Genomic DNA, 11,919 nt, shown 5'->3' with positions numbered 1-11,919 from the left:
GGGGCATGGCAGGCACCATCCGGACCGCACGGATCTACGACACCGCCGGCCCCGACGACGGGGTCCGGGTGCTGGTGGACCGGCTGTGGCCGCGCGGGCTGACCAAGTCCGCGGCCCGGCTCGACCACTGGATGCGCGACGTGGCCCCCTCGACCGAGCTGCGCCGCTGGTACTCCCACGACAGCGACCGGTTCGCCGAGTTCGACACCCGCTACCGCGCGGAGCTGGCCGGACCCGGCAGCGCCGAGGCGCTGGCGCAGCTGCGCAAGCTGGCCGCGGACGGCACCGTGACGCTGCTGACCTCGGCGAAGGAGGTGGAGATCAGCCACGTCGCGGTACTGGTGGCGATGTTGCGCGATCAGTGATTCCCGAACGCCTTGCCCAAACCGGTCAGGTCGATGGACTGCCGGGCCGACTCCGGCACCAGGTTCACCAGGGGGCGCATGGCCTCCAGCGCGGTGAGGATCTGCCGGGCCACCCGATCCACCGGCTGCATCGCGTCCACCGCCACGAGGATGCCGCGCTGGTCGTACCAGTCGACGATCGGGTGGGTCACGTCGTGGTAGATCGCCAGGCGGCGGCGCACGACCTCCTCGGTGTCGTCCGTACGGTGCTCCAGTGCGGCCCGGGCCAGCAGGCGGCGGACCAGCTCGTCGTCGTCGGCCACCAGGTGCAGCACGACCTGCGCGGTCATGTCGAGCGTGCGGGCGATCTGGTAGATGGCCCGGGCCTGCGTCATGTTGCGCGGCATGCCGTCGAGGACGTACCCGCGGCCCTCGCGCTTGGCCTTCTCCACCTCGTCGCGCACGATGTTCAGCACGATCTCGTCCGAGACCAGCTCGCCCCGGTCGAGGCAGTCCTGCACCGCGAGGCCGAGCGGGGTGCGGCGGGCCACATGGTCACGCAGCAGGTCTCCGGTGGCGATGTGCGGCACGTCGAAGTGGGTGGCGATCAGCGCCCCCTGGGTGCCCTTGCCCGCTCCGGGGGGCGCGACCAGCAAGATCCGCATGACGTCGTCCTTCCCCGGTGTACTCGCCCGGATCATAGCGGCCGCACGCGACCACGCCGCGCATTCGCTCAACCGTGGCCGCAAATTGTCTGACGTGTGGCAGGGGGTTGATGGCACGATCGTCGCCACCGGTGTCCCGCGGATCGACGGGACCGATCCGAGGAGGACCGTTGAGTACCCCCAGTCTCACCCAGGCGGAGGCCGAGCGCCGTGCCGCCCTGCTGCGGGTGCAGCGCTACGACATCGCGGTCGACCTCACCGGTCTGCCCACCGGGCCGCAGGTACGGTGCGTGTCCACCGTGACGTTCACCTGCGAGCAGCCCGGCGCCGGGACGTTCGTGGACTGCGTCGCCCGGGTCGTCGAGGCCACCCTCAACGGCGAGCCGCTCCCGGCGGCCGTGGACGGCCGCATCACGCTGCCCGCCCTCGCCGCACACAACACCCTGCGGGTCTCGACCGTGCAGGAACACACCAGCGACGGGCCGGGCGTGCACAAGGCCGTCGACCCCGCCGACGGCGAGGTGTACGTGTGGACCACGTTCGAGCCCGACGAGGCGAGGTACGTCTGGGCGTGCTTCGACCAGCCCGACCTCAAGGCACCGCACGCGTTCACGGTGACCGCCCCGGCCGCGTGGACGGTGCTCAGCAACACCGGTGACCCGCGCGTCGAGGACCTCGGCGACGCCCGCCGCTGGACCTTCCCGGCGACGCCGCCGCTGTCGCCGTACAACACGGTGGTCGACGCGGGGCCGCTGCACGAGATCCGCCGTACCGTGGGCGGCCACGACCTCGGCGTGTACGCCCGCCGCTCGCTGGCCGCCGTGCTGGAGCGCGACGCCGACGAGATCTTCACCGTGACCGCGCAGGGCCTGGCGTTCTTCGCCGACGCGTTCGCGATGCCGTTCCCGCAGCACAAGTACGACCAGGTCTTCATGCCGGAGTTCGGCGGCGCCATGGAGAACTACGGCTGCGTCACCTGGTCCGACTCGTGGCTGCGGCGGGCCACGCCCACCCCGGCGGAACGGGAGGGTTTCGCCTGCGTGCTGCTGCACGAGATGGCGCACATGTGGTTCGGCAACGTCGTCACGATGCGCTGGTGGGACGACCTGTGGCTGAACGAGGCGTTCGCCGAGTTCGCCTGCTACTGGGCCGCCACCCGCGCCACCCGCTACACCGACGCGTGGGCCGGGCTGCTGGCCGGGGAGAAGCTGGCCGCGTACCTGGCCGACCAGGGGCCGACCAGCCACCCGATCCGCCAGCCCGTGCACGACGTCGCCGAGGCGGCGTCCATCTTCGACGACATCACCTACCCCAAGGGCGCGGCGGTGCTGCGCCAGCTGATGACGTACGTGGGGGAGAAGGCGTTCACCGAGGGGATGCGGGCCTACTTCGCCCGGCACGCGTGGGGCACCACCACGCTGCAGGACCTCATCGACGCGCTGGCCGCGGCGTCCGGCCGGGACCTGGGGCCGTGGCGTACCGGCTGGCTGGAGACCGCGGGCACCGACCGGCTGACGCTGGACCGCGACGGCGACGCCCCGGTGCTGGCGGGGCGGGGGCCGGACGGGCCGCCCCGGCCACAGGTGCTGGCCGTGGGCGCCTACCGGCACGGTCCCGGCGGCCTGGAACGCACAGCGCTGGCCGAGGTGGAGGTGCGCGGCGCGCGTACCCCGGTGGACCTGCCGCCCGGCGCGGACCTGTACCTGGTCAACGACGACGACCTCACGTTCGCCACCACCCGGCCCGAGCCCGCCGGACGGGCCGCGCTGCTGGCCGCCGCCGCGCAACTGCCCACCGCCGTGTCGCGCGGGGTCGCCGTGGCCACCGTGTGGGACATGCTCACCACGGGCGAGGCGGACGCCGCCGAGGTGGTGCACTGCCTGACCGCGGTGCTCGCGGTGGAGACCAGCGACGCGGTGATCGAACCGTACCTGCGGCTGGCCGGGGACGCCGCCGAATGGTGGGCGCCGGAGTCGCGCCGCGCCGCGCTCACGGCCGAGGTGGCAGAGGTCTGCGCGCGGCTGGCCGGGCAGCCGGGCCGCCGCCGGGTGGGGCTGCGCGGGCTGGCCCGGACGGCCGCCGACCTGGCCGCCGTGGCCCGGCTGCAGGACGAGGCGGGCGACGATGTGGACGTGCGGTGGCGGGCGCTGATCCGCAAGGCCGCGCTGGGCGGCGACACCGCTGCCGAGACCGGGGCGCTGCTGGCCCTCGACCCCGATCCGGACGCCCGGTTCCGGGCGCTGGCGGTGCGCGCCGCGGGCCCGGACGCGGGGGACAAGGAGGCGGTCTGGCACGAGCTGGCGGTGCGGCGGTCCGTACCGATCGGCTCGGTCCCGGCGGTCGCGACGGCGTTCTGGCAGCGCGGCCAGGCCGGTGTGCTCGCCCCGTACGCGCAGAAGTACCTCGCGCTGCTGCCCGAGCTGCACCGGGGCGGCATGGTGCCGGCGATGTTCTACACCCACCGGCTCTTCCCCATGGTCGGTGCCGACAACGGCTTCCCCGACCGGGCCCGTGCCGCCGTCGCGGACGCCGTCCCGGTGGTGCGCAAGACGCTGCTGCAGCGCGCCGACGAGGTGGGCCGGATGCTGCGGGCCCGCTCGTGAATCCGTCGGCGTCCCGGCAGCGGCGACGATCTCCGGGTAGGTTGCTGGCATGAGTGTGCGCTTCGGGGTGTTCGTGCCGCAGGGTTGGAAGATGGACCTGGTCGAGATCGCCGACCCGGTCGAGCAGTACGAGGCGATGACCGCCGTCGCGCGCGCCGCGGACGCCGGGCCGTGGGACTCGGTGTGGGTGTACGACCACTTCCACACCGTGCCCACCCCGACCATCAACACGGTCTTCGAGTGCTGGACGGTCACCTCCACCCTCGCCCGCGACACCAGCCGGGTCCACATCGGTCAGATGGTCGGCTGCAACGCCTACCGGCAGCCGTCGCTCTACGCGAAGATCGCGTCCACCGTGGACGTGGCCAGCAACGGCCGGTTGTACGCGGGCCTCGGCGCCGGGTGGTACGAGCACGAGTGGAAGGCGTACGGCTACGAGTGGGTGGACACCCGGGAGCGGATGGGCGCGTTCCGGGAGGCCGTGCAGATCGTGCACGGGATGTGGACCGAGCAGCGGCCCTCGTTCTCCGGCAAGTACTACTCGATCGACGCGCCGATCAACGAACCGAAGGGGGTGCGCAAACCGCACCCGTCGTTCTGGATCGGCGGCGGCGGCGAGCAGGTCACCCTCAAACTGGTCGCCCGGTACGCGGACGCCTGCAACGTCGGCGGCGGTGACCCGGATCTGATCCGCCGCAAGCTGGACGTGCTGCGCCGCCACTGCGACGACCTCGACCGCGACTACGACCGGATCATCAAGTCCACCAACCTGGAGCTGGACCTGACCGAGCCGCCGCAGGACACGATCGGCCGCATCGAGCGCATGGTCGAGGCGGGCGCCGACTACGTCATCGTGTACGTGCCGCGGGTCGCGTACGACCACGAGCCGATGCAGCGCTTCGCCACCGAGGTCATCCCGCAGTTCGCCGGGTAGCGACATGGACGAGGACGGCCGCGACGAGCCGGTCGAGGAGAGCGTCCGTACCGTGGTGGTGGCGGTCCTCGCGAACGCCGCCATCGCCGCCGCCAAGACCGTCGCCGCGCTGCTCACCGGCTCGGCGTCGATGTGGGCCGAGGCCGCGCACTCCTTCGCGGACACCGGCAACGAGGTGCTGCTCTTCATCGGCCTGCACAAGTCGCGCAAGGGGCCCGACCCGAAACACCCGTTCGGGTACGGCCAGGAGCGGTACTTCTGGGCGTTCCTCGCGGCCCTGGGCATCTTCCTCATCGGCGGCACCCTGTCGATCGGCGAGGGGGTGCGCAGCCTGCTGGTACCCGAGCCACTGGAGTCCCTGTGGGTCGGCATCGGCGTGCTGCTGGTCGCCGCCTGCCTGGAGGCGTACTCGTGGCGCACGGCCCGCCGCCAGCTGCGGGCCGAATCGGCGCGGCGCAGCCGTTCGATGCGGGAGCATCTGCGCCGCGCCTCCGACCCGAGCGCCACCACGGTGTACCTGGAGGACACCGCCGCGCTGATCGGTCTCGCGCTGGCCCTCACGGCGCTGCTGCTGCACGCGTGGACGGGCTGGGCGGGCTGGGACGCGGCCGGCAGCATCTGTATCGGCGTGCTGCTGATCGTCGTGGCCGTGCTGCTGGCCCGCCGCTCCAAGGCGTTGCTGCTGGAGGAGTCGGCGCCGTCGGACGTGCTCGAACCGCTGCGGGACCTGATCGACCGGACCTGGTCCGGCGAGGTGCGTGACCTGCAGGCCGTCTACGTCGGGCCCGCCCAGCTGCTGGTGAACGTGTGGGTGGCGCCCGACTCGGCGGACGGGCCGGCGGACGAGCTGATCCGCCGCGTGGACGAGCTGCGCGCCGCGCTGCTGGCGGTCACCGCGATCACCCAGGCCACGGTCACGCTGACTGCGCGCTGAGCCGCGGCGCGACCACCCGGCGGGGCGGGGCGCTGCGGCGGCGTATCGCCTTCTCCGCGTACAGGTGGCCGTCGGCGTGCGCGTACAGGGTGGCGAAGTCGGTGCCGTCGGTGCCGCAGGTGGCGACGCCGATGCTGGCGGCGGTGCGGGCGGCCAGCGCCGATCGCAGCCGCTGCGCCCGGGCCGGCACGTCCCCGGCGGGGACGAGCGCCACGAACTCGTCGCCGCCGAGGCGCCCGACCACCGACCCGGACGGGGTCTGCGACACCAGGGTGGCCGCCACCCAGCGCAGCAGCTCGTCGCCCGCGGCGTGCCCGGCGGTGTCGTTGAGCGCTTTGAAACCGTCCAGGTCGAACAGCACCAGCCCCGTCGTCGCGCCGGGGCGCAGCAGCGCGGCGCAGCGGTCCTCGAATCCGCGGCGGTTGAGCAGGCCGGTCAAGGCGTCCGTCTGCGACAGGTCGGTCAGCCGTCGGCGCCGGCGGGCGCTGTCGCGTCCCTGCGCGGCGCAGGCGGCCGCTACGGCGCCGAAGCCGAGCAGATGCATGATCGTGTACCACGGTCCGTGCGCGCCGACCGTGGCCGCCACCACGAGGTAGGCGGCGGCGGTGAGCCCGAGCAGGGGCAGGGCCACGCGCAGCTGGGCGCCGAGGGCGATCAGCGGCATCGGTACCAGCATGGCCAGACCGGTCGGCGACGAGACGCCCCCGTCCAGCACCGGCACGGTGATGGTCAGGGCCAGCATCAGGGTGCCGTGGATCGCCATGAGCAGCCGGATCCGTGGGGACCGGCTCAGCCGGTCGGCCGCCGCGACGAACGCCAGACCGTACGCCAGCCCGAGCACGCACACCGCGGCGATGGCCAGCCGGTGCGGGGCCAGGTGGGCGAACAGGGCCGCGTAGACGAGGCCGACCAGGTTGTCGGAGACGCACAGCCAGCCCACGTCGGCGATGGAACGGCGCCGCCGTTCGGTACGGGTGACCCGCGCGGGTGCCGGTGTCGCGCTGTGCTCACGGGCCTGCTCGACGTCGCGCTGCGCGGGGGTGCGGCCGGTGCGGGTGGTCTTGTCGGCGTAGGCGCGGGCGTCGGCGAGGCGGCGCAGTTCTTCGACGGTGGTGGCTTCGGCGGGGCAGGAGGCGTAGCCGAGGCTGGCGGGGGCGCCGTTTTCCAGGGCGGTGCGCAGCCGTTCGACGATTGCGGGGGCGTCGTCCGGGCCGGTGCCGGTGAGCAGGGCGCCGAACTCGTCGCCGCCGAGGCGGCCCACGAGGTCGGTGTCGCGTAACGCGCCGCTCATCGTGCGGGCGGTGGCGGCGAGGACGTCGTCGCCCGCCTGGTGCCCCCAGGTGTCGTTGATCAGCTTGAACCGGTCGAGGTCCGTGAGGATGAGCGTGACCGGCTGCCCGGTGCGTCGCGCCTGGTCGACCGCCTGTTCCAGCTGTTCGTCGAAGCCGCGGCGGTTGAGGCTGCGGGTGAGCGGGTCGACGCGGGACACCTCGGACAGGCGCCGGCGCAGCCCGGCGAGCGCGGCGGCGTGCCGCAGGCACAGGACCGAGACGCCGCCGAGGCCGAGGGTGTAGACCACGGCGTACGCGGCGGGGGCGGGCCCGCCCAACAGGGCCACCGTCCAGTAGGCGGCCGCGGCGATGCCGGCGGCGACGGCGAACATCCGCGGCGGCATCATGATCGCGTAGAAGACCACACAGACCGGTACGAGCGCCCCGAGCGGGCTGGTCACCCCGCCGTCCAGCAGGCTCAGCGCGGCGGCGCCGGCCAGGTTGACGAGCATGCCGGCGGCCTGCACCGCGACCCGCGACCGGCCCCGGGCGATCCGCGGCGCCGCCCGCCAGGTGACCGCCGCGACCGCGAACATCACGGCGGTCACCGCGAACATCTGCGGCCGGGACGGCCCGGGGGTCGCCGCGAGATAGAGGGCGACCACGGCCGGGGCGAGCATGGCGCGCAGGCTGCTGGAGCGCACGATCGCCGCGCGTACGTCCCCGCGGACACGCGACGTGTCGGCGCTGGCGAGAGCAAGCATGGGCGACCATCCCGGCGGCGGTGGGCAGCGGGGGCGCTGCCAGGTTCCCCTATCGCCGGGGCGCAGTTGATGTTGAGCGGATCTTGACCTTCGCTTGCGGAGACCTTGCGGAAGCCCGAGTGGGGGTGTCCGCAATCACTCAGGCGACCGTGACGCCTGCCACGCGCTGAGCGGCACCGCGTCGGCGCTTCTCCGCGTACAGCTGCGCGTCGGCGTGCGCGTACAGCTCGGCGAAGGTGTGGCCGTCGTCGGGCAGCGCGGCGACGCCGACGCTGGCCGCGGTGCGCGCCGCGAGCGCCGCCCGCAGACCCTCGGCGACCGCCCGGACCCCGGCGCCCGGGATCAGCGCCACGAACTCGTCACCGCCGAGGCGGCCGACGATCGAGCCGGCCGGCGCCTGCCCGGTCAGGGTGCTCGCCACCCAGCGCAGCAGCTCGTCGCCCGCGGCGTGCCCGGCCGTGTCGTTGAGTGTCTTGAAGCCGTCCAGGTCGAACAGGACCAGGCCCGTCTGTTCACCGCCGCCCAACCGGCCGGAGATCCGGTCCTCGACACCGCGGCGGTTGAGCAGGCCGGTGAGCGCGTCGGTCTGTGACAGGTCGGTCAGGCGGCGCCGCCGCTCGGCGCTGGCGCTGCCCTGGACGGCGCAGGCCGCGGTGACCAGGCCGAAACCGACCAGATGCATGATCGCGTACGCCGGGTCGGTGTGCCCGACCGTCGCCGCCAGCAGCAGGTACGCCGCGGCGTCCAGGATGAGCCAGGGCATCGCCACGCGCAGCCGCGCGCCCAGCGCGATCAGCGGCATCGGCGCCAGCATGCCCACGCCGGTCGTCGAGTCGACGCCACCGTCCAGGATCGGCACGACGATCGCCAGGGCGAACAGCAGCACCGCGTTGAACGCCATCAGCGGGCGCACGTACGCGGAACGGCTCAGCCAGCCGGCGCCGGCGACGACGGCCACGCCGTACAGCACGCCCAGGGCGCATACCACGCCGATGGTCAGCCGGTGCGGCGAACCGGTGGCGAACAGGGCGGCGTACACGACGGCGACGGAGCTGTCGGCCGCGCACAGCCGGCCCATGTCGGCGATGGACCGGCGGCGGCGCTCGTCGCGGGTCACCCGGGCGAGGGTGGGTGCGGCCGCCTGCTCCCGGGCCTGCGTCACGTGCCGTTCGGCGGGGGCGCGGCCGGTGCGGGCGGTCTTGTCGGCGTAGGCGCGGGCGTCGGCGAGGCGGCGCAGTTCCTCGACGGTGGTGGCTTCGGCGGGGCAGGAGGCGTAGCCGAGGCTGGCGGGGGCGCCGTTTTCCAGGGCGGTGCGCAGCCGTTCGACGATTGCGGGGGCGTCGTCCGGGCCGGTGCCGGTGAGCAGGGCGCCGAACTCGTCGCCGCCCAGGCGGCCCACCAGGTCGGTGTCGCGTAACGCGCCGCTCATCGTGCGGGCGGTGGCGGCGAGGACGTCGTCGCCGGCCTGGTGCCCCCACGTGTCGTTGATCAGCTTGAACTTGTCCAGGTCGGTGAGGATCAGGGTGACCGGTACGCCGGTGCGGCGGGCCTGCTCGACCGCGCTCTCCAGCTGTTCGTCGAAGCCGCGGCGGTTGAGGCTTCGGGTGAGCGGGTCGACGCGGGACACCTCGGCCAGCCGGCGCCGCAGGGTGGCGAGAGCGGCCGCGTGCCGCAGGCAGATGTACGACAAGCCGCCCATGCCCAGGGTGTAGACCACGGCGTACCCGGCGGGGGCGGGATCGCCGAGCAGCGCCGCGGTCCAGTACGCGACGGCGGCGAGCGCGGCGGCCACGGCGAACATCCGCGGCGGCATCATGATCGCGTAGAAGATGACAGAGCCCGGCAGCAGCGCGCCGAGCGGACTGCTGATGCCGCCCTCGAACAGGGTCAGCGCGCAGCCGCCCACGATGTTGACGACCAGGGCCGACGCCTGCACCGCCACCCGCGTCCGCGAGCGGGCGATCCACGGCGCCGCCCACCAGGTGACGAGCGCGAAGGCGGCCATGGCCGCGGCGATGCCGAGCATCATCGGGCGGTGCGGGCCGTGCGGCGTGACCGCGAGGTAGAGGCCGACGACGACCGGGGCGAGCAGGGCGCGCCCGCTGCTGGACCGCACGATCGCCGCACGCGCGTCCGCGCGGGTGCGCGGCACGGCGGTGTGGGCGTCAGCGGACATCATCGACCATCCAGGGAACGGGCGGGCGGCGTCGGCGCCACCACGCTCATCTATCGCCCACCCGCGATGCATGTTGAGAGGTTCGTTACGTCTCGTCGGCGGAGCAGGCCACCGGTCGCGGTCGGAGTGCGTCGCCGGACAGCCGGCCCGGATCCGTCTGGCCGCCCCACGCCGGCACCGTGATCCTTGGTGCGCGCCGCCGTGCCGACTTCTCCGCGTACAGCTCGGCGTCGGCGCGGGCGTACAGCGCGGCGAAATCGGCGCCGTCGGGGCCCGGCGCGGCGACCCCGGCGCTGGCGCAGGTGCGCGGCGCCATGGCGGCCCGCATCCGCTCCGCGTGCGCCTGCGGGTCATCGCCCGGGATCAGCGCCACGAACTCGTCACCGCCGAGGCGGCCGACGACAGATCCGGGGGGCGCCTGCCCGGTCAGGGTGGTCGCCACCCAGCGCAGCAGCTCGTCGCCCGCGGCGTGCCCGGCGGTGTCGTTGAGTGTCTTGAAGCCGTCCAGGTCCAGCAGCACCAGGCCGTACGCCTCGGCGGGGCGCAGCAGCCCGGCGGCGCGCTGCTCGAACCCGCGGCGGTTGAGCAGGCCGGTGAGCGCGTCCGTCTGGGACAGCACGGTCAGCCGGCGACGCTGCCGGGCGCTGTCGCGGCCCTGGATCGCGCAGGCCGCCGCGACCGCGCTGAAACCGAGCAGGTGCAGGACGGGGTACCAGACGCCGGGCGCGCCGAACGTGGCCGCCACCACGAGGTAACCCGCGCCGTTGAGCACGATCAGCGGCAGGGCCATGCGCAGGTGCGCGCCGAGCGCGATCAGCGGCATCGGCGCCAGCATGCCCAGCCCGGTCGCCGTCTCGACGCCGCCGTTGAGCATCGGCGCGCCGGCGGTCAGGGCCAGCATCGCGATGCCGTGCACCGCCATCAGCAGCCGCGCGCGGGGGGAGCGGCTCGTCCGGTCGGCCACCCGGACGAACCAGGCGCCGTACCCGAAGCCCACCGCGAACAGCACGGCCATGAGCAGCCGGTGCGGCTGATGCTGGCCGAACCCGAGCGCGTAGACCATGCCGACCGCGGTGTTGGACATGCACAACAGGCCCATGTCCGCGATCGAGCGGCGGCGGCGCTCGTTGCCGGAGACCCGCGCGGCGGCGGGCCCGGCACCGAGCTCACGGGCCCGCCGTACGTGTGTCTCGGCGGGGGTGCGGCCGGTGCGGGTGGTCTTGTCGGCGTAGGCGCGGGCGTCGGCGAGGCGGCGCAGTTCCTCGACGGTGGTGGCTTCGGCGGGGCAGGAGGCGTAGCCGAGGCTGGCGGGGGCGCCGTTTTCCAGGGCGGTGCGCAGCCGTTCGACGATTGCGGGGGCTTCCTGTGGGCCGGTGCCGGTGAGCAGGGCGCCGAACTCGTCGCCGCCCAGGCGGCCCACCAGGTCGGTGTCGCGCAGGGCGCCGCTCATGGTGCGGGCGGTGGCGGCGAGGACGTCGTCGCCCGCCTGGTGCCCCCAGGTGTCGTTGATCAGCTTGAACCGGTCCAGGTCCGTGAGGATCAGGGTGACCGGCTCGCCCGTGCGAGCCTGCTCGACCGCGCGCTCCAGCTGCTCGTCGAAGCCGCGCCGGTTCAGGCTGCCGGTCAGCGGGTCGACGCGGGTCGCCTGCGCCAGCCGGCGCCGCAGGGCGGCGAGGGCGGCGGAGTGTCGCAGGCACAGGGTCGAGACGCCGCCGAGGCCGAGGGTGTAGACCACGGCGTACCCGGCGGGGGCGGGGCCGCCCAGCAGCGCCACGGCCCAGTACTCCAGGGCGGCCACCGACGTCACGACCACGAACGCCCGGGGCGGCATCATGATCGCGTAGAAGGCCACCGAGATCGGTACGAGCGCCCCGAGCGGGCTGCGGATGCCGCCGTCGAGCAGGCTCAGCGTGGCCCCACCGGTCAGGCTCACGAGTACGCCCGCGGCCTGCACCGCGACGCGGGCCCGGGAGCGGGCGATGCGCGCCGCCGTCACCCAGGTGGTGCTCGCGACCGTGATCATCACGGCGATGACGCCGACCATCAGCGGCCGGTGCGGCGCGTGTGGCGTGGCCGCGAGGTACACGATGATGACCGCCGGGGCGAGGATGGCGCGGACGCTGCTCGAGCGCACGATCGCCGCGCGCATGTCCGCGCGGGAACGCGGCGCCACGGCGCTTGCGTCAGCCTGCATTCTCGACCCATCCAGGGAGCGGGCGGGCGGCGGG

At 74.1% G+C, this 11,919-nt stretch carries 8 protein-coding genes; 4 read left to right on the top strand and 4 right to left on the bottom strand.

The genetic code is table 11. The features are described from left to right. Positions 1-5 precede the first annotated feature (5 nt). Complete coding sequence (locus ACMCNN_RS14785) at positions 6-365, top strand: DUF488 domain-containing protein (RefSeq protein ID WP_412746774.1); 360 nt, start codon at positions 6-8, stop codon at positions 363-365. Here the strand turns inward: ACMCNN_RS14785 and ACMCNN_RS14780 are convergent. Then, positions 359-1,009, bottom strand: a complete 651-nt coding sequence (locus tag ACMCNN_RS14780) for an adenylate kinase (protein ID WP_412746773.1) — start codon at positions 1,007-1,009, stop codon at positions 359-361. The two genes, ACMCNN_RS14785 and ACMCNN_RS14780, sit on opposite strands and share 7 nt — an antisense overlap. A 170-nt stretch (positions 1,010-1,179) precedes the next feature. Here ACMCNN_RS14780 and pepN point away from each other — a divergent pair, with 170 nt between their 5' ends. From pepN to ACMCNN_RS14765, 3 genes are read left to right on the top strand one after another with little or no spacing between them, the layout of a single operon-like run. Then, the gene (pepN, locus tag ACMCNN_RS14775; RefSeq protein ID WP_412746772.1) at positions 1,180-3,612 is read left to right on the top strand and encodes an aminopeptidase N; all 2,433 of its coding nucleotides are present in this window, start codon (positions 1,180-1,182) and stop codon (positions 3,610-3,612) included. Between the two features lie 49 nt (positions 3,613-3,661). Then, positions 3,662-4,546 (top strand): LLM class F420-dependent oxidoreductase, encoded by an 885-nt coding sequence (locus ACMCNN_RS14770; protein ID WP_412746771.1) that lies wholly within the window; start codon positions 3,662-3,664, stop codon positions 4,544-4,546. A gap of 4 nt (positions 4,547-4,550) precedes the next feature. Then, positions 4,551-5,480, top strand: coding sequence for a cation diffusion facilitator family transporter (locus tag ACMCNN_RS14765; RefSeq protein ID WP_412746770.1), 930 nt, complete (start codon positions 4,551-4,553; stop codon positions 5,478-5,480). Here ACMCNN_RS14765 and ACMCNN_RS14760 read toward each other — a convergent pair. The 3 genes from ACMCNN_RS14760 to ACMCNN_RS14750 all read right to left on the bottom strand — a co-directional run bounded on the left by ACMCNN_RS14760 (position 5,461) and on the right by ACMCNN_RS14750 (position 11,885). Further along, positions 5,461-7,515: a diguanylate cyclase domain-containing protein gene (locus ACMCNN_RS14760; protein ID WP_412746769.1), complete on the bottom strand. Its 2,055-nt coding sequence runs from the start codon at positions 7,513-7,515 to the stop codon at positions 5,461-5,463. The two genes, ACMCNN_RS14765 and ACMCNN_RS14760, sit on opposite strands and share 20 nt — an antisense overlap. Before the next feature lie 139 nt (positions 7,516-7,654). Continuing rightward, positions 7,655-9,694, bottom strand: coding sequence for a diguanylate cyclase domain-containing protein (locus tag ACMCNN_RS14755; RefSeq protein WP_412746768.1), 2,040 nt, complete (start codon positions 9,692-9,694; stop codon positions 7,655-7,657). Positions 9,695-9,776: 82 nt separating this feature from the next. After that, entirely contained in the window at positions 9,777-11,885 is a 2,109-nt protein-coding gene (locus ACMCNN_RS14750) for a diguanylate cyclase domain-containing protein (protein WP_412746767.1), read from the bottom strand. Positions 11,886-11,919: the final 34 nt, after the last annotated feature.

The sequence above is a fragment of the Krasilnikovia sp. MM14-A1004 genome (genome assembly GCF_047159485.1).
Taxonomy (GTDB): domain Bacteria; phylum Actinomycetota; class Actinomycetes; order Mycobacteriales; family Micromonosporaceae; genus Actinoplanes.
Note: the sequence above shows the minus strand (reverse complement) of the source record. Positions and strands in the feature narration are given on the sequence as shown.